The sequence below is a fragment of the Psychrobacter sp. HD31 genome (assembly GCF_051097895.1).
Lineage (GTDB): Bacteria > Pseudomonadota > Gammaproteobacteria > Pseudomonadales > Moraxellaceae > Psychrobacter.
The window spans coordinates 964,328-981,690 of sequence record NZ_CP142525.1 but is presented as its reverse complement, the minus strand read 5'-3'; the positions used below and the strand labels follow the sequence as shown (position 1 = coordinate 981,690).

Below are 17,363 nucleotides of genomic sequence, written 5' to 3'. Positions count from 1 at the left end.
GTCTGATAGTGATTTATATATTCTAACATTAAGATTCGTTTAAAAATCTTCGTTTTCTTCAAAAACATTTTCTTCAAATTCAGCAAGTAAATCGATGGCTTCATTGACACTACCGCTGTTTAAGACATCTTTGGTCAGTTTATTAAGTGCTGCCTTAAACATGGCTTCATCTTCTGCCATTTTACTTTCGATGTCATTAAATGACATGGCTTCTATCTCTGGTGCGCTGTGGTTAAAGTCAGCCGAAATGCCACCTATTGCTAATAGTTGTTTCATATCATCCGTTAGCTGGCTTTTTTGTTTTGCGTTTAATGGGGTACTGTCACCCATTTCAAAAGCGTCCATATTTAGGTTATAGGTTAACGGTTTGATAGTAATCGTAGGCATATCGGTGTAAGTCAGTTTGTACCCCATAGCTGCAAGCTCGTATGATAAATCGTTAAACAGTTCTTTGGTTTGTTGTTTATTTAATACTTCAACTTTTGACGTATCAAGTTGTATATCGTTTGCAACAATGTCATCAAAGTCTTCAAATTCATTATAGAATTTGGTAAGAATCTGCTCGGCTTTTGCAACACTGCCCGCATCACGCATTTGTTTTGCTAAGTTTTTAAGATTGGCATAATATTCAGCTTCATAGCTTTGCTCTAACTTTTCTAATGCTTGTGTTGACATGGGTTCAAGTCTTAAATTTTCTGGTTTATCAATAAATATCCCATCCATTGCCAGCATTGTTTGCATGTCTTTGATTAAAAGCTGTTTATCATTGTTGTTTAAAGTCTGACCTGCGTCTAATTTTTTAAAGATATTTTCTAGCTCAATATCTTGAGATTCATCATAACTGAGGGTTGGTAATGTTGAAAAACTTACTTTATAACCTGATGCTGCCATTTCATCAGCGAGCTCTTCGATGACTTCTTGCGTATCCTGTTTGCTTAAAACAGATGATTGATGACCATGTGCAAAAGCCACACTGCCAGTAACTGCGCTAGCAATTGCCAGTACGGCAATGGTTAGTGGTTTTTGAGTGATGGTTTTAGTAAATTTTGATGAAATTGAGTTTTTCATAATAGCACCTTTTTAGGTTGTTTAATTGTCGTTGTCTTTAGTTGACAAGGTTATTATGAAAAATGAAGATTAACTGAACCTTAAATTTTAAAATAAGTTAAAAATTAAATTAAAAAGGGTGGTATGTTGTGCTTAAGGTTTATCCCCTAATTGATAGCCTAAACCACGTTGAGTTTTAATAAATGCTTTGCCAAACTTTTTTCTTAATGCATGGATATATACTTGAATGGCATTGCTATCAACATCACTATCCCAACTATAAAGTTTGTCTTCAATTTGCTCACGGCTAATAATGTGCGTTGGCTGACTCATAAACATTTCTAATAATGTAAATTCTTTAGAGCGTAAAGTCACTAATTCACCGTTTAGGGTGACGGTTTTGGTGGTCGAGTTTAGTGAAAGGTTACCAAAGCAAAGAGAATTATCTGCATGACCGTGTTGTCTTCTTAATAAAGCACTTAGGCGAGCAATGAGTTCTTCGGTATCAAAGGGTTTACCAAGGTAGTCGTCTGCGCCGATGTTAAGCCCTTTTACACGGTCGGGCAGGGCATTGCGGGCGGTCAGTATTAATACAGGCAAATCAATTTGGCGACTGCGCCAATTAGCTAAAATATCGATGCCATCAACGGTTGGTAAGCCCAAATCTAAAATTGCGAGATCAAAATCAACGCTATCAACAGCAATTAGCCCCTGTTTGCCATCAGTAAACCAATCGACTGCATGGCCATGGCGTTTTAACGCCATCGTTAAACCTTCACCAATGTCTCTGTCATCTTCTATCAGTAAAATCCGCATTTAGTTTCCTATGCTTGATATGTCATAAATAAAATATTGTGCTTGCTTGTGATAATGATATGGCACTCTAAGATTAATACTTTATTAAAGTAGATGCTCTTAAATAATACAACATTAACCTGCTTATTAACGCGTATATCAACCATGCTTAGTGCTTAATAATCTAACACCTATAAGCCAGCAAAGGATGCTGCATCAGCCAAACATTAGCTGGTTATTTATTATAGTATTTTGCTTTTTGATACTTTTTAATAAGGTGGGGTGGACGGTATCCGTGTCTTTTTTTCCAACCAGTAACAACTTTATAACGCCAAAAAAATCTAAATGCGATACCAGATACGACGCTACTTACTAATGCGAGAATACAAAGCCCCAGCAAAAAAGCAGAAAGTGAAAACTGACTGTTGTAGGTCACAAATGGATTTGCACCATCGGCAAAAATCCACAGGCTTAAATCTGCCAGCATATGACCAATGGTGCTAAAGTCAATTAGTGCCATATCCAACAATTTTGCACCAATAATATACGCAAAATAAAAAATAGGGATGGTTGTGAGTGGATTGGTTATCCATGTTAAGGCAATTGCCATAGGGATATTTGCTTTAAAATATAAACAGGCAAAAATGGCAATAATACTTTGCCCAGGCAAAGGAAAAAATGAACTCAACACCCCAATATAAACAGCTTTTGTTAAACAGCGGCGATTAAAGTGCCATAAACGTGGATCAGCCAATTGCGGGGCAAAAAGCTTGATTGTTTTGTTTTCAAGAATCTGTTCTGGTTTTGGCAACCACTTTTTTAGCTTTTTTTGTGGCACTGTTTAATCCATGTATTTTTAACTGACAATGTGCTGGTTCAGGTTAATTATACAATAGTTGTTGACAAGCAATGTAAAAAACCTGTTAAAAAATCTAGCTGAATCTCTCTTATTTGATGAGGTTGCGTTAAATATAAGAAAGTATCATGCTTATATGAACTATATAAATACTTTTTTATCATAAACAATTTATTGAGGATTTTTTGTAAAAAACCTAAAATGTATTTTTACAAAAAAAGAGTAACTATTTCGATGACCTTTGTTGTAACCGATAACTGTATTAAATGTAAATACACCGACTGTGTAGAAGTTTGCCCTGTTGATTGTTTTTATGAAGGACCAAACTTTTTAGTAATTCATCCAGATGAATGCATTGACTGTGCCTTATGTGAGCCGGAGTGTCCTGCAAATGCTATTTTTTCTGAAGATGAAGTACCCGAAGGGCAAGAAGAATTTATTGACTTAAATGCAGAACTTGCTGAAGAGTGGGAAAACATTACAGAAATGAAAGATAAAATGCCAGAAGCCGATAAATGGGACGGTGTTGAAGGCAAGGTTCAGTATTTAGAGCGTTAAAACTAATAATAGAACCTTTAAAAATTTAGTGGCTACTTTTTTTGATATATCTAACCTGTAGCCACTAAATTGTTGTTTTTAGAGTTTGTATCTTTGAGAGTTTCTTTTTAATCTTAATTAAATCCCCTCACCAGTAAAAGCACGCTCAATCACAAAATCAGCAGGCACCCCCATACGTGGGGACAAAGTTAACCCCAAACCAGTTAAGATTCTATTTAAATCCTCATTAAACGCCATACTACCGCAAATCATCACACGATCATCATCCTTATTCATCACCGGTAGCCCAATATCCTCAAACAACTTACCAGACTCTATCAAATCCGTCACACGTCCCTGATTTCTAAAATCTTCTCGAGTTACCGTAGGATAATAAATAAACTTCTCTTTAAACCAATCGCCAAACACCTCATCATTTGGCAACTCAGTCTCAAACATATCACGATAAGCCAAATCTTCCACATGGCGCACACCATGCACCAAAATAACCTTATCAAACTTTTCAAACACCTCAGGATCACGTGCTAATGACAAAAAAGGTGCCAGCCCTGTCCCCGTTGACAACATATACAAATGCTTACCAGGTAACAAATCATCTAACACCAAAGTACCCGTTGGTTTTTTACTTACCAACAACTCATCACCCACCTTAATGTGCTGTAATCGAGAAGTTAAAGGACCCTCAGGAACTTTAATAGAAAAGAACTCTAACTCCTCCTCATAATTGGCACTGGCAATAGAGTAGGCTCTCATTAATGGTTTGCCATCAACTTCTAACCCAATCATGGCAAATTCACCATTTCTAAAACGTAATCCTGCGTCACGGGTTGTTTTAATTGTAAATAATGTGTTTGTCCAGTGATGTACGTGGGTGACTGTCTCTGTGCGAAATTTTGACATAAGCTTATCAACTCTCTTTTTTAGTTAAAAATCAATTGAATATAAAAAATAATGACCAGTTTTTTTACTTAGGTGGCTGCTATTTGGTATGAGAATTTGGTGTATTAATGTTAAACCATTTTAAATCTTCATGTAGGTTAACGACATCGCCCATAACCAAAAGGGCAGGGGATGGCAGTTGAGCGTGCGCTTGTTTTTTTACAATATCAGCCAGTGTGCCTGTTAATACTTGTTGATTTGACCTGCTGGCGTTAGAAACAATGGCAATGGGCGTATTTTTAGATTTGCCTGCTTCAATTAAACCAGTTGTCAGGCGTTCTAACGCATGTAACCCCATATAAAACACGATGGTTTCGTTTGGTTCAAGCATAGAGCTAAATTGCTCATTTGGGGTTCCTTTTTTTAGGCACCCAGTTACAAAACGGACTGAGCGTGCGTGGTCACGATGGGTCAATGGAATCCCTGTATAACTTGCCATCGCACTTGCTGAGGTAATACCCGGTACGATTTGATACGAAACGCCATGCTTTGCAAGTTCTTGAGCTTCTTCGCCACCACGACCAAAAATAAACGGATCACCACCTTTTAAGCGAACGACGCGTTGCCCAATTTTAGCGTGTTTGACCAATAATTCATTGATGTTTTCTTGCTCTACAGAATGATTACAACGTTTTTTCCCAACATACACTTTGTCGCTATCACGTCGGCAAAGGTCAAGGATTTCATCTGATACTAACGCATCATAAAATACAATGTCTGCTTGTTGCATCAATCGCAGTGCTTTAAAGGTTAAAAGTTCTGGATCGCCAGCACCAGCGCCCACAATATAAACCTCACCATCTTGCTGTTGCGTTTGTTCAATAGAGTTATCAGCATACACTTTGCTAAATTTTTCTAAATCTTGTTTAAGCTGCTGCTCGGCATTGGCTTCATTACCTGCAAATATAAGTTCACTATATTTGCCGTTAAAAGCGTGCTCCCAAAACTTTCGTCTTGCGTTGATAGTCGGCAATTTGGATTTAACTTCATTTCTAAAATCCCCAGCAATTTTTGCCAGTTTGCCGTATTGCTGCGGGATAATGGTTTCAATTTTTGCTCTTAGTAACCTTGCTAATACGGGGGCTTTGCCATTAGAAGAGATGCCAATAGTGATGGGGTTTCTATCAACAATGGCAGGGAAAATGAAGTCACAAAGAGGCGGAGTGTCAACAACATTAACTAACAAGCCTTGCTTTTTGCAATCTGCATGGATGTTTTTGTTAAGGGCTTCATTGTCGGTTGCAACAATAATAAAAATAAATGATTGTTGTTGTAAATGCGTTGGTTTGTAGGTTTCTTCAATGAATACATGACGGCTATTAGGGTATAAGTTGTTATAGCTATCGTCTTTGTTTAATAGCAGTTTTATTTCAGGATCAATTGATGGCGCAACAATTGTTAGGTTCGCACCTGCGCGTCTTAATAAATCTGCCTTTCGCATGGCAACCTCGCCACCTCCAATAATAAGGATGGGTTGGTTTTCAAGCTTGTGGAAAAGAGGAAATGTATTCATAATATTTTTTTACTTTTTTATAAAAGCTGTATCCCACATTCGCGCTTATCACTGGCTTTAGTGGGATCAAAGTAGCGATGTTCATCTGGCAAATTATGGTTAGCAATATAGTCCAGTTGTGCTTGTTTTGACCAATAGAAAATAGGCGCAACTTTTAAGATACCTTGGTTTGAATATGACAAAATATCAAGTGATTTGCGAAACTCAGTTTGGTCTTGGCGTATGCCTGTTATCCATGCATCTGGCTCAGCTTTTGTTAATGCTTGTTGAAACGGAGCGATTTTAACAAGCTGTGAAAATCTATCATGCTCAGGTGTGTCAACTTTAGGGATGCCTGTTTTTTTAAATTGCTCAAGTTCAGGTGTAGGTTCTGGGCGGTAAATGGTCAGATTTAACTTAAGCTGCTCAGTAAGTTTGCTAGCAAACTCTATCGTGGGATCCACATTATAGCCAGAGTCAACCCATAGCACAGGTATATTAGGGATGACTTGGGTAACCAAATGCAATATGGCAGAAGTTTGCGGTCTAAAATTAGTTGTAATAATTGGATTGTTCGTATTTTTGGCAACCCACTCAATAATTTGAATTGGGCTATGATATTGTAGCTCGCGGTTTTGAGACTGAATATCTAATGATTTTGATACCATGGTTATTGCCCTTATATTACTACTCTTAATTTTATAAAATGACTATTTGTGATTTAAAATAATGAGAAAAAAAGACTGATAGAAAGATTGTTTATAAACTTAGTCTTAGCTATTTTTTTAATCCAGCTATTCTCTAAACATAGGTAAATTGTTGACATCTTTACCAGCTGGCGCATTAGCAAGGGCATTAAAAATAGCAAAAAATTCATCTTGCCCATCGCCTTTGTTCAATTCTTCTTCACTTACCATAAAGGTATCAACGCCGCTACGATGATAATAGGGGAGCTGATCACGCCCAAACGCGCCTGTTAAACGAATCTCACCGCTATAGCCTTGTTTGCGAAGATGCTCGGCAAGGCTAAAGGCTCTACCATTGGCAAATAGGGGCACATTTAATACAATCAGTGTTAACTCTGAAACAATATCAGCCAATAAAGGGTTTAATTTTTGAGCCTTTTTGCTGGTTGCATTGAGTAAATCGTCTAATTGTTGACTACTTGCAGGGTAGTCATTTGCATGGTTATGCTCTGTGTCTAACCAAACCGCAATTTTGCGACTTTTTGTTTGGATGAGCTTGAGGGTCTCTCTTGCTAAACTGTCATTGCCCATGCTGTTTTTTCTGATATTAAGTAAGGCAGAAATAGGCAATAAAATATTTAACGGTTCATCCGTATTTTGGCGGGTTAACAAATCAGACAAAGAGATATTTGGTAAAAGGTTATCCTCCGCCAAATCATCTGTTTGTAAAATCGTCCAAATATTTTCAATGACTTGTTGATTATTTACCAGTGCCATAGACTGCCTCCTTGAATGGGCTAAGACCAGTGCGTGCGATGACATCGCTAAATGGCTCGTCTTGTTCACGTTGCGTGATATAAGTATTTAAAATGGTTTGCAGGGTGTTTGCTACTTCATTACTGGCGACTGCTTTACCAAGAATTTGACCCAATTGAGCGTTTTTTCCTGAGTTACCACCCAGACTAATTTGGTACCAATGTTCGCCTTTTTTATCGACACCCAAAATACCAATATCGCCAACATGATGGTGGGCACAAGCGTTCATACAACCTGACATGTTAAGTTGTATCTTGCCAAGATCATAAAGATAGTCCAGTTGATCAAATTTTTGGTTAATTTGCTCTGCAATGTTGTGAGTGGTGGCATTGGCAAGTCCACAATAATCAAAACCTGGGCAAACAATCATATCGGTTAGTGTGCCAATATTAGGGCGTGCAAGGTTAAGCTCGGTTAGTGCTTGCCACAAATCAAACAAATCATTGGTTTTAACATCGGCAAACACAAGGTTTTGTTGATGGGTTGAGCGAATCTCACCAAAACTGTATTGTTGTGCTAGGTTTGCTAATGCATGCATTTGTTGGGCAGTTACATCCCCCGGTGGTATAAACTTGTTATCCACCATACCAGCCTTAAGCGAGATGGTGACTGCACGGTAGCCTGCAACTTTGTGCGGTGTTGTGTTTTGTTGATACCAATTAGCAAAGTCTTTATTAGTGTCTAGGTGTTTTTTGAGCGCAGTTTGGCTGCTTAAACCATCTAAGTTTTCATAGTCTGGCTCAGTAAAATAAGTTTTTGCTTTAGCAATGTGTGCATCAGTCAGGGTTAATGTGCCATCTTTGCTGTGCGCTTTCCACTCTGCTTCAACTTGCTTAGCAAACTCATCGGCGCCCATGGCTTCAACAAGTATTTTGATGCGTGCTTTATATTTGTTGTCTCGTCTGCCATTTAGGTTATAAACTCTGAGTACAGCGTCAAGATAGCTTAACAAATGTTTTGGCTCTAAAAATGGTTTGATGAGCTTACCAATAATAGGGGTTCTACCAAGCCCACCACCAACTAACACTTCAAAGCCGATGTCACCTTGTTCATTTTTAATGATGCGTAGGCCCACATCATGCAATTGACTGGCAGAGCGATCTTCTGCCGTACCAATCACTGCAATTTTAAATTTACGTGGTAAAAATGCAAATTCAGGATGAAACGTTGACCATTGACGAATGATTTCACAATAGGGGCGGGGATCTTCGATTTCCTCGCTATGAATCCCTGCATAAGGATCTGTTGTAGTATTACGTATGCAATTGCCAGAAGTTTGGATGGCATGCATTTGTACAGAGGCTAATTCAGCTAAGATATCTGGTACATCCTTTAACTGAACCCAGTTTAACTGAATGTTAGTACGTGTTGTAAAGTGCCCATAACCTTTGTCATATTTTGTTGTAATATCTGCCAGTTTATGTAGCTGAGTACTTGACATTAAACCGTATGGAATGGCGATGCGTAGCATAGGTGCGTGTCGTTGAATGTACAGTCCATTTTGTAGGCGTAGCGGGAGATATTGTTCTTCCTCTAATTCGCCAGCCAAAAAACGACGTGTCTGATCACGAAACTGCTCGACTCGCTCATCGACGATGGTCTGATCGGCATAAGAATATTGGTACATAGCTGCTTCTCTTACAATAGTAAACGTGGCTTAGTTAATGAAAAGCTATGTTACCGAGTTGTTGAAAAAATGATAAATTCAAAAATAGAATATATTTATCTCATTTTTTAGGTTAACTATTTTGCATGATTATGCCGATGTTTTATTTGAGTGGATGTCACTGAAAAATTGGATTTTTAAAAAGGTATGACAACAAAGAATGCAGAACAACAAGCCAGTAATGCTGAAAAACAGCAGATAATCTGCATATAAAAACCAAAGCCCCATGCATATAAAAAACCCAAAGATGGTTAAATCAATGGGTTAATTATAGGTAAATTAAGTTATCTTAATTTAGTATAAGATTTAAAACGGAATGTCATCATCTGCTGGGGCATCGCTCATTGCCATATCTTGTGGTTTTGGCTGCTGGGCAGGCTGTGCTTGCTGCTGAGGAGCAGCGTTGCCAAAGCTGTTATTTGGTTGAGTATTATTAGCAAATCCATTTTGGTTGTTAACACCTTGGTTAGCAAAATTATTGTTTGCTTGATTGTTAAATCCACCTTGGTTTTGGAAGCCGTTGGCATTGTTTTGATAACCGCCTTGTCCTGCAGGGCTGTTGTTGCCACCCAACATTTGCATATTATCTGCACGGATCTCGGTGATATAACGGTCTTGTCCGTTTTGATCTTGATACTTACGGGTACGTAGGCGACCTTCAATATACACACTGCTGCCTTTACGTAAATATTGGGCAGCCACTTCTGCTAATCGGTTATTTAAAGAAATACGGTGCCACTCAGTTAATTCTTTGCGTTCGCCCGTTTGTTTGTCGGTCCATTGTTCTGTCGTTGCTACAGAAATATTAGTCACCATACCACCGTTTTGGAATGTGCGACTTTCTGGATCGGCGCCTAGGTTACCAACGATGATTACTTTATTGATTCCTCGCATGTTTTGTTCCTTTTATTAGTTAAATGATATAAATTATACAATATATTAAACAAACTCATTATACAACATGGCAATAATAAGTTTTTAAGATATTCTTACAAGTTAGTGTTTGGTTGTTAAGTTATGATGGCTTTTTGGTATATATGACCTTGGTCAAAAAGCTTGGGTTAAAAAAAGCTTAGGTTAACAGAAGCCTGGATTAATTGTGATAAAAATAGTTTTATGATAGCTATCACTAAGTTAAGACATTCATTTTTTAATTGATTGTGTTATTTGCCGATGTTACTTAGATTTAAAGAGTTACTTAGGCTTAAAGACAAACAGAGCGACGTAAAACGTCGCTCTGTTTATAGCTATTTTTAAGTTTCTTATTAATGCTAATATCCGTCTTACTTCAATAAAAACTAAATAGCCTAGTGTTTATCCCCAGCGGATAGGCTCTAACATTGGGCGTCCAGATTTTAGATATTCGTAACTGCCTTTAATCAAAATATCATCTGTCACGGTATTGATATCAGTATGACCACAGAAAGCCATGGTAATGTCTAATTCTTTATAAATAATTTCTAGCGCTTTACGTACACCATCTTCGCCATGAGCCCCCAATCCATATAAGAAAGAGCGACCAATCATCGTGCCTTTTGCACCCAAAGAAATAGCTTTTAATACATCTTGACCAGAGCGGATACCACTGTCTAACCAGATTTCTGTATCGCTTGATTCGGCTTTAACTGCCTCTACAACGTCACTAATTGCAGCAATTGAAGAAGGTGCACCATCTAACTGACGTCCGCCATGATTCGAAACAACCATTGCATCAGCCCCACTTTTAGCGGCCATAATGGCATCTTCTGGCTCCATAACACCTTTGATGATAATTTTACCACCCCATAAATCTTTGATACGAGCAACATCATCCCAGCTTAGACCTGGATCAAACTGCTCGGCTGTCCATGAAGATAATGAAGATAAATCACCAACCCCTTTAGCATGACCAACAATATTACCAAAACTATGACGTTTTGTGCCAAGCATGTTCATGCACCATTGTGGTTTGGTCATTAGGTTTAAAATATTTTTGATGGTTGGTTTAGGTGGTGCAGACAAACCATTTTTAATATCTTTATGACGTTGTCCTAGTACTTGTAAGTCGGCTGTTAAGATTAAAGCAGAGCAGTTTGCAGCTTTTGCACGTTTAATGAGGTTTTCCATAAACTCTTTATCACGCATCACATACAACTGGAACCAAAATGGTTTTTCAGTATTTTCTGCAACGTCTTCAATAGAGCAGATGCTCATAGTCGATAGCGAAAATGGTACGCCAAATTTTTCTGCAGCGCGTGCGGCATGAATTTCACCATCAGCCCACATCATTCCGGTAAAGCCAGTTGGTGCGATTGCAACAGGCATATGGACATCTTCACCTGCCATGGTTGTGGATAGGCTACGTCCTTCCATATCAACCAGTACACGCTGGCGTAATTTAATACGGTCAAAGTCAGTTTCGTTATTGCGGTAGGTCGTTTGTGTCCATGAGCCAGAATCTACATAGTCATAAAACATACGAGGAACTTTACGTTCTGCAATACGTCGGAGGTCTTCAATTTCTGTAATCTTATCTAAATTTGCCATAGGGTTGCCTCTTTTATTCATTTAGCTTTGGTATAAAAGCTAAGATTATGATGAACGAACTAAAAATTATGAAACGAGTATCAACTTGCTTGAGATAGAATCTATCCTAACTTGTTTGGCTTGAGTCATCGTTTTCGTTGCCCATTGTATTTAGGTTTTTTTACCTGAATTATAAAAACTATATCAATCTAGATTAAACTTATGGTTGACATAGTTTTTATATCCAAACCCCAGTATCTAAAGTTATTTAACCTCTGGGGGTAGTTATTTTAGCCATTTTAAAATGACAATTGTGAGCTAAGGTAACCCCCAGCTCACAATTAATCTATCATACAAATCAGATTAAGTATTAAGCTGATTTACCACTGGTGGCGGATAAAATGGTAAAGAACACAATTGGCCAAACAACGGCAAGTCCCCACCATAGTACATTACCAAAAATTAACGCCATACCAAGCATACCGGCTTGAATCACATAGTAAGTCATTGCCAGTAATGTTTTACGAATAACAAAGCCTTCTTTGTTGATCATACCGACAACCGCACAAGCAGCCACAACGTTATGAACAGAAATCATGTTACCCGCAGCACCACCAATAGCCTGTAAAGCAACTACCATTGATGCCATATCAACACCGAGTCCAATTTGACCAGCTGTTGACCACTGGAAGTAAGAGAACATCATGTTACTAACCGTATTAGAGCCAGCAATAAATGCGCCTAGTGCACCAATCCACGGCGAGAAAATAGGCCATGCATTTGCAAAAGTAGCAGCCGCACTTTCTGCTAGGAAGATTGGCATCGCTGGTAATGCATTAGCAATACCTTCAGCAGAACCTGAGTTAATAAACACTTGTACCATTGGAACAGAGCATAATAAGGCAGGGGCAGCTGCAACCATCGTTTTAGCTGAGTTTGACCAGCTGCGTTTAACAGCAGCGCCGTTCATGCTAAAGATGATAATACAAAGTAAAGAGGTGATGATTAATATAGAACCTGGCGAATAGGCAAGTTGAATTTTACTAGAAATGCTGGTACCAAATAAGTTAGCAAATTTAATAGTTGTCATATCACCAACTAAAAATGCTTTTAGTGGTGCAATGATACGAGTCAAAATTAACAAACCAATCACAATTAAGTATGGTGAAAACGCTCTTACGATAGAGAATCTAGGTGTAGAGTCATCATTTGCTTCTTTTTCAGCTTCTTCAGCTGGCAATGTACCTAACCAATCTTTATCCCATGCTGCACGTGGCGCAAAATCAAATGTTTCTTTTGGTACCAAAAATCCAGCTTTAGCCGCAGGCACAACAATTAGTAGACCGATGAAACCACCGACCAGTGATGGAAACTCAGGACCTAAATATTTAGCGACTAAGAAGTAAGGAATGGTAAATGCTAAACCAGCAAAAATTGCAAAAGGTGCTGCTTTTAAGCCTTCTACGAATGAACGTTTTTCGCCAAAGAAACGAGTTAAGAAAGCACTTAAGATAAGAGGAATTAAGAAACCAATCATCGCGTGCAACATACCAACGTTGCCAGTAATTTGTAGTAAATACTGCTCTGGTGTCATTGGAGCGATGGCTGCTGCAATGTCTTCTTTTCCACTGATGCCTGAGTTAACCCCTAAAAGTAGAGGCGTACCTACAGCACCAAAAGATACAGGTGTTGATTGGATAATCAGTACGGACATCACACACGCCATTGCAGGGAAGCCCAAGGCAAATAAAAGCGGCGCACCAACAGCAGATGGCGTACCAAAACCTGAAGAACCTTCAACCAATGAACAGAATAACCATGCAACGATGATGACTTGTACACGGCGGTCCGGTGAAATATCCATAAACCCTTTACGGATGGTATGGATGGCACCACTTTCTTTTAAAGTATTTAGAAGTAAAATTGCAGAAAAGACAATAAATAAAATAGAAAGCGCAACAATAACGCCTTTAACACTCGCGGCCGCTACGATTGGAGCACCTGCTTGCCAAACAAATAAAGCAAGTGCTGCGGTTACCACATAAGCAGTAAACATAGCTACTTTGGCAGAAAGTTTAAATACCACCAACAACAGAAACACGACTAAAATCGGCATTAGCGCCAATAAAACATACATAATAACCTCCTTGTAAAACTATTAAATATATGTGTTGTAATTAAACATAAGTCTTGTAATATCGTTTAAAATAATTGAATAATTTATTAAACTTAAATGAATAATGGTTTGTCTAATGTTGCAATTTTATGACAAAAGTTTCTCTAATTACAAATGATATTTTTAATGAAAATATAAACGCTTCTTTTTATTGAAAAAATAATTTGTTTTACTTGTATGACGACCTCATAATAGGCACTATGATGAACTTTTTTAAAAAAATAATATGGCTTGGCGGGCTATTGCTAATATGTTTTCATATTTTAGTTGGTGGTATGTTACTGGTATGGAAGACGCAACCTGTCAATAATAGTATGTTTATGCTGTTACACCGTTTGCAGGGCGGTAGTATACAACAAACTTGGGTAGATTATGATGAAATTTCTAAATCTGCAAAACAAGCGGCTATTGCCAGTGAAGACGCTAAATTTATTCACCATAATGGCTTTGATTTTGATGGCATTGAACAGGCAATTAAAAAAAATCAAAATAGTGGTGAAATATCAGCTGGGGGTTCGACCATCAGCCAACAACTTGCAAAAAATTTGTTTTTAACATCGCATCGCTCTTATATCCGAAAAGCAGAAGAAGCCGTCATTACGGTGATGATAGAACAGATGTGGGATAAAAAAAGAATTTTGGCAGTTTATTTAAACACAGCAGAGTTTGGCAATGGCATTTATGGTATTGAAGCAGCGGCCCAACACTACTTTAATAAACCTGCTAAAAAGTTGGTTAGAGAAGAATCGGCACTTTTAATTAGTATGTTAACTAATCCAAAATATTATCAAAATAACATGGGTAGTAAACGCCTTAGAAACAAACAACGTATTATTTTACGGCGTATGCGCTCTGCAAAGTTGCCAAGCGCATAATATCTGTGTATAAAATAAAGACAGCTATAAACAAGATACTAAAGACAATGGGTATGTGTATTCAAAAAAAATTAATAACAAAAGAGTTGGTAAATGCAGATTACCAAACAACGCATGATGCTATGTTGTCACAAACACTGGCACGCATAGAGGCGAAAAAACAAGATAATCAACAAACCGATGATGAGTTATGGATAGTAGACCATAATGATGTGTTTACGCTTGGTCAGGCAGGTAAAGAAGAGCACATCTTGGCGCGTGGTAATACGCCCATTATAAAAACCGACCGTGGTGGGCAGGTAACTTGGCATGGGCATGGGCAATTAGTGGTTTATTTTTTGTTAGATTTAAATGCGCTTGGCTGGAAGGTGCGTGATTTAGTGTCCCATGCCGAACAAGCAATTGAAGATGTGGTTAATCAATATTTACCAAAAGATTTAATGGCAAAAGCTCGGCAAGATGCGCCCGGTGTTTATATTTTTCAAAAGAATCAAGATAACCAAGCAATAGCGTTAGAAGAGCGTATGTTAGGTAAAATTGCATCACTGGGTTTTAAAATTAAACAGGGATTTAGTTATCACGGTATTGCGTTAAACTTAAGCTGTGATTTGGCTGCGTTTAACCTAATCAACCCCTGTGGTTATGCAGGTATGCAAATGTTAAGACTTGCAGATTTTGCAACCATAAATAATCAGCAAATTGCAGATGAGCTGGTTGCAAATATTGCTAAGCGACATGCAGGTGAAATTGTATTAAGATAGCAAAACCATGGGTTTAAATGCGCAATTTTGATTGACAAAATAAAATTAAGTTATGTTATACTTTTTTGGTTTTTAACTTTTAATTTAATATTAAGGAATAATAATGGCAGATTTTAACAAAATCTTGGACGCTGGTGATGTAGAAAATGGCATCGTGAATGTGGTTGTAGAAATTCCAGAAGGTAGCAACCATAAAGTAGAATGGAACCGTAAATTAGCGTGCTTTCAGCTTGATCGCGTAGAGCCAACTATTTTTGCTAAGCCATGTAATTATGGGTTTTTACCTCAAACCTTAGATGAAGATGGTGATGAATTAGATGCGCTGATTATTACAGATCAACCATTAACCACAGGTGTATTTTTAGAAGCAAAAGTTATTGGCGTGATGAAGTTTGTTGACGATGGTGAAGTTGACGATAAAGTCGTGGTAGTACCTGCTGATGACCGCAACAATGGCAATGCGATTAATAGCCTAGCTGACCTACCAGAGCAATTGATTAAACAATTAGAGTTCCATTTCAACCATTATAAAGACTTGAAAAAAGCAGGCACAACGGTTGTAGAAAGTTGGGAAGATGCAGATGCTGCTAAACAAGTTATTTATGATGCGATCCAACGCTGGAAAGATGAAGCGTAATGATTGAGTTGTATCATTGTTAGGCATCCTGTTTTTTAGGAATGTTATAATAACCACAAGTTTAACGTTAAGCTTGTGGTTTTTTATTCAGTAAATAAGTTGAGGTTGTGCTTGTGTCTAAACAAACAACAAAAAAATTGCCAAAAAACATTGCGCAAATGGTAGAAAAAAACAACTTTGTGATTGCTATTAAAACACTGGTAGAAGAAGAAAATATCAGTTTTGACGAGGCAAAAGATAGAATTGATGCCTACGAAGAGCAGTTAAAGCAAAAGCAACAGCTTGACCAACAAAAAATTGTAGAAAAACAGTCCAAAAGCTTAAAAACCCAAACAAACTCGTTTAATACCCTACAACATGGTGTTGATAAAAAGTTTGTGGCAGAAGGCTATAAAAAACCATTGTTCCCATATTGGCTAAAAAGGGTGGCGATTTTTTTAATGGTCGTGGCAGTATTGTTATGGGCATTTTGGCAATTGATTAAATAGAATTTATAGGTAAGGCAAAACAAGATGGAAAATCTTACAACAAAGCTTTTATCAGTGGCATTAGCCATATTTACACTACCGTTAATAGGATGTGCCAGCACAAACACATCAACGCTTGTTAAGCCAAGTGTATCGGATAATGTGATTGGTGCCACTACCAAAGAAATTTTAGTTGCCGAATCTATGCGACTGCCTATTATTAAAGCCGATCCCAGTTTAACGGATAGCCAAAAACAGTGCATCGATCAAGTTAACTTAACTAAGATGGCAAAAAAAGTGCAAGGGATGTTACGTTATAAGTTTACCGAAAATGAATTAAGTGAGTTAGATAAATTCTTTGATTCTGAATCCGCAAAAGCAGCAAGCAAGGCAACACGCATGCAGATTGCCAGTTTGTTATCAGGTGGTGATATGACGCAAGGTGTTAAACTGATGCCAAAACAAGAAGCCGACATTGTTGATTTTACCAATAGTGCGCTTGGTAAAAAATTTGAGCAAGCGACCAAAAGTGATGGTCACATTAGCTTAACGATATCTGCTTTTGTCACAGAATCTGTAAGCAATTGTGGTGTATGATCGTTGATTATCAAATCAATCAAAAATGCCTTTTTGAATTAAGAAAGGCATTTTTAGTTTTATGATGTTTTATGCTATAGCTAGTGTTTATTTAGCGTTATCCGCATTAAGTTTGGCATAGTTGTCAAAGTTGCGAGCATAATCATCTAAATTATCTGATAACATTTGACTAAATTGCTTGCTATAAAAGTCGATTATTTGTTGTTTTTCTTTTATAAAATCATCAGCATTGCTAAAACCAATAGAAGCAACCGATGCACTATAACGAGCAGATGAGTACATTAATGAAGCACTCACCTGTGCGGTATGCGCCTCTGGACTTAACTGGCTATTTGCCAGTTGAATAAAACTGTCAGCACGTTGAAAAAATGCCTGCATTTCTGGGCTGATTTCAGAAATCTCATTTTCTAGTGGTTGGTTTTCGATAGACTCATTTGTGTTTGTCATGGTTTCCCTCAAAATTTTGTTATATGGCAAAAGTGCTAATTGT

The 17,363-nt window shown here is 37.7% G+C and carries 18 protein-coding genes; 6 read left to right on the top strand and 12 right to left on the bottom strand.

Translation table 11 applies throughout. The annotated features are described in order from the left end of the window. Positions 1 to 39: 39 nt before the first annotated feature. The 3 genes from VH441_RS04265 to VH441_RS04255 all read right to left on the bottom strand — a co-directional run bounded on the left by VH441_RS04265 (position 40) and on the right by VH441_RS04255 (position 2,680). The gene (locus VH441_RS04265; RefSeq protein ID WP_434354243.1) at positions 40 to 1,068 is read right to left on the bottom strand and encodes a hypothetical protein; all 1,029 of its coding nucleotides are present in this window, start codon (positions 1,066 to 1,068) and stop codon (positions 40 to 42) included. A 132-nt stretch (positions 1,069 to 1,200) separates the two neighbouring features. Further along, entirely contained in the window at positions 1,201 to 1,863 is a 663-nt protein-coding gene (locus VH441_RS04260; RefSeq protein WP_434354242.1) for a response regulator, read from the bottom strand. Positions 1,864 to 2,077: 214 nt separating this feature from the next. Beyond that, complete coding sequence (locus VH441_RS04255; protein WP_434354241.1) at positions 2,078 to 2,680, bottom strand: DUF2062 domain-containing protein; 603 nt, start codon at positions 2,678 to 2,680, stop codon at positions 2,078 to 2,080. 252 nt (positions 2,681 to 2,932) lie between these two features. Between VH441_RS04255 and fdxA the strand changes: the two genes are divergently transcribed. After that, a complete protein-coding gene (gene fdxA / locus VH441_RS04250; protein WP_434354165.1) occupies positions 2,933 to 3,256 on the top strand; it encodes a ferredoxin FdxA in 324 nt (107 codons plus the stop codon). A 117-nt stretch (positions 3,257 to 3,373) separates the two neighbouring features. Here the strand turns inward: fdxA and VH441_RS04245 are convergent, their stop codons facing one another. The 8 genes from VH441_RS04245 to VH441_RS04210 form a co-directional block, all read right to left on the bottom strand. Beyond that, complete coding sequence (locus tag VH441_RS04245) at positions 3,374 to 4,156, bottom strand: ferredoxin--NADP reductase (RefSeq protein ID WP_434354240.1); 783 nt, start codon at positions 4,154 to 4,156, stop codon at positions 3,374 to 3,376. 79 nt (positions 4,157 to 4,235) lie between these two features. Beyond that, positions 4,236 to 5,708, bottom strand: a complete 1,473-nt coding sequence (gene cysG / locus VH441_RS04240; protein WP_434354239.1) for a siroheme synthase CysG — start codon at positions 5,706 to 5,708, stop codon at positions 4,236 to 4,238. A 17-nt stretch (positions 5,709 to 5,725) separates the two neighbouring features. Beyond that, positions 5,726 to 6,355 carry a phosphoadenosine phosphosulfate reductase family protein gene (locus tag VH441_RS04235; RefSeq protein ID WP_434354238.1) on the bottom strand — a complete coding sequence of 210 codons (630 nt, stop codon included), beginning with the start codon at positions 6,353 to 6,355 and terminating at the stop codon, positions 5,726 to 5,728. 126 nt (positions 6,356 to 6,481) lie between these two features. Further along, positions 6,482 to 7,150 (bottom strand): DUF934 domain-containing protein, encoded by a 669-nt coding sequence (locus VH441_RS04230; RefSeq protein ID WP_434354237.1) that lies wholly within the window; start codon positions 7,148 to 7,150, stop codon positions 6,482 to 6,484. Next, positions 7,134 to 8,816 carry a nitrite/sulfite reductase gene (locus tag VH441_RS04225; protein ID WP_434354236.1) on the bottom strand — a complete coding sequence of 561 codons (1,683 nt, stop codon included), beginning with the start codon at positions 8,814 to 8,816 and terminating at the stop codon, positions 7,134 to 7,136. Before VH441_RS04225 ends, VH441_RS04230 begins: the two co-directional genes overlap by 17 nt. Positions 8,817 to 9,161: 345 nt before the next feature. Beyond that, on the bottom strand, positions 9,162 to 9,749 hold the full coding sequence (gene ssb, locus VH441_RS04220; protein WP_434354235.1) for a single-stranded DNA-binding protein: 588 nt from the start codon (positions 9,747 to 9,749) through the stop codon (positions 9,162 to 9,164). Positions 9,750 to 10,169: 420 nt separating this feature from the next. Further along, entirely contained in the window at positions 10,170 to 11,381 is a 1,212-nt protein-coding gene (locus tag VH441_RS04215; RefSeq protein WP_434354234.1) for an alpha-hydroxy acid oxidase, read from the bottom strand. Positions 11,382 to 11,730: 349 nt separating this feature from the next. After that, complete coding sequence (locus VH441_RS04210; RefSeq protein ID WP_434354233.1) at positions 11,731 to 13,497, bottom strand: L-lactate permease; 1,767 nt, start codon at positions 13,495 to 13,497, stop codon at positions 11,731 to 11,733. Positions 13,498 to 13,736: 239 nt separating this feature from the next. On the opposite strand from VH441_RS04210, the gene mtgA reads away from it, so the two are divergent. The 5 genes from mtgA to VH441_RS04185 all read left to right on the top strand — a co-directional run bounded on the left by mtgA (position 13,737) and on the right by VH441_RS04185 (position 16,873). Further along, positions 13,737 to 14,411 (top strand): monofunctional biosynthetic peptidoglycan transglycosylase, encoded by a 675-nt coding sequence (gene mtgA, locus VH441_RS04205; RefSeq protein WP_434354232.1) that lies wholly within the window; start codon positions 13,737 to 13,739, stop codon positions 14,409 to 14,411. A 53-nt stretch (positions 14,412 to 14,464) separates the two neighbouring features. Further along, positions 14,465 to 15,172 (top strand): lipoyl(octanoyl) transferase LipB, encoded by a 708-nt coding sequence (lipB, locus tag VH441_RS04200; protein ID WP_434354231.1) that lies wholly within the window; start codon positions 14,465 to 14,467, stop codon positions 15,170 to 15,172. A 103-nt stretch (positions 15,173 to 15,275) separates the two neighbouring features. Then, a complete protein-coding gene (locus VH441_RS04195; RefSeq protein ID WP_434354230.1) occupies positions 15,276 to 15,809 on the top strand; it encodes an inorganic diphosphatase in 534 nt (177 codons plus the stop codon). 113 nt (positions 15,810 to 15,922) lie between these two features. After that, a complete protein-coding gene (locus tag VH441_RS04190) occupies positions 15,923 to 16,297 on the top strand; it encodes an SHOCT-like domain-containing protein (RefSeq protein WP_434354229.1) in 375 nt (124 codons plus the stop codon). Positions 16,298 to 16,321: 24 nt separating this feature from the next. Next, positions 16,322 to 16,873 (top strand): hypothetical protein, encoded by a 552-nt coding sequence (locus VH441_RS04185; RefSeq protein ID WP_434354228.1) that lies wholly within the window; start codon positions 16,322 to 16,324, stop codon positions 16,871 to 16,873. A gap of 87 nt (positions 16,874 to 16,960) precedes the next feature. On the opposite strand, the gene VH441_RS04180 is transcribed toward VH441_RS04185, so the two are convergent. Beyond that, positions 16,961 to 17,320 carry a DUF3144 domain-containing protein gene (locus tag VH441_RS04180; RefSeq protein WP_434354227.1) on the bottom strand — a complete coding sequence of 120 codons (360 nt, stop codon included), beginning with the start codon at positions 17,318 to 17,320 and terminating at the stop codon, positions 16,961 to 16,963. Positions 17,321 to 17,363 lie beyond the last annotated feature (43 nt).

Coding starts and splice junctions, on each gene's coding strand:
- VH441_RS04265 (WP_434354243.1), bottom strand. CDS start 1,068: ATGAAAAACTCAATTTCATCAAAATTTACTAAAACCATCACTCAAAAA.
- VH441_RS04260 (WP_434354242.1), bottom strand. CDS start 1,863: ATGCGGATTTTACTGATAGAAGATGACAGAGACATTGGTGAAGGTTTA.
- fdxA (WP_434354165.1), top strand. CDS start 2,933: ATGACCTTTGTTGTAACCGATAACTGTATTAAATGTAAATACACCGAC.
- VH441_RS04245 (WP_434354240.1), bottom strand. CDS start 4,156: ATGTCAAAATTTCGCACAGAGACAGTCACCCACGTACATCACTGGACA.
- cysG (WP_434354239.1), bottom strand. CDS start 5,708: ATGAATACATTTCCTCTTTTCCACAAGCTTGAAAACCAACCCATCCTT.
- VH441_RS04235 (WP_434354238.1), bottom strand. CDS start 6,355: ATGGTATCAAAATCATTAGATATTCAGTCTCAAAACCGCGAGCTACAA.
- VH441_RS04230 (WP_434354237.1), bottom strand. CDS start 7,150: ATGGCACTGGTAAATAATCAACAAGTCATTGAAAATATTTGGACGATT.
- VH441_RS04225 (WP_434354236.1), bottom strand. CDS start 8,816: ATGTACCAATATTCTTATGCCGATCAGACCATCGTCGATGAGCGAGTC.
- ssb (WP_434354235.1), bottom strand. CDS start 9,749: ATGCGAGGAATCAATAAAGTAATCATCGTTGGTAACCTAGGCGCCGAT.
- VH441_RS04215 (WP_434354234.1), bottom strand. CDS start 11,381: ATGGCAAATTTAGATAAGATTACAGAAATTGAAGACCTCCGACGTATT.
- VH441_RS04210 (WP_434354233.1), bottom strand. CDS start 13,497: ATGTATGTTTTATTGGCGCTAATGCCGATTTTAGTCGTGTTTCTGTTG.
- mtgA (WP_434354232.1), top strand. CDS start 13,737: ATGATGAACTTTTTTAAAAAAATAATATGGCTTGGCGGGCTATTGCTA.
- lipB (WP_434354231.1), top strand. CDS start 14,465: ATGTGTATTCAAAAAAAATTAATAACAAAAGAGTTGGTAAATGCAGAT.
- VH441_RS04195 (WP_434354230.1), top strand. CDS start 15,276: ATGGCAGATTTTAACAAAATCTTGGACGCTGGTGATGTAGAAAATGGC.
- VH441_RS04185 (WP_434354228.1), top strand. CDS start 16,322: ATGGAAAATCTTACAACAAAGCTTTTATCAGTGGCATTAGCCATATTT.
- VH441_RS04180 (WP_434354227.1), bottom strand. CDS start 17,320: ATGACAAACACAAATGAGTCTATCGAAAACCAACCACTAGAAAATGAG.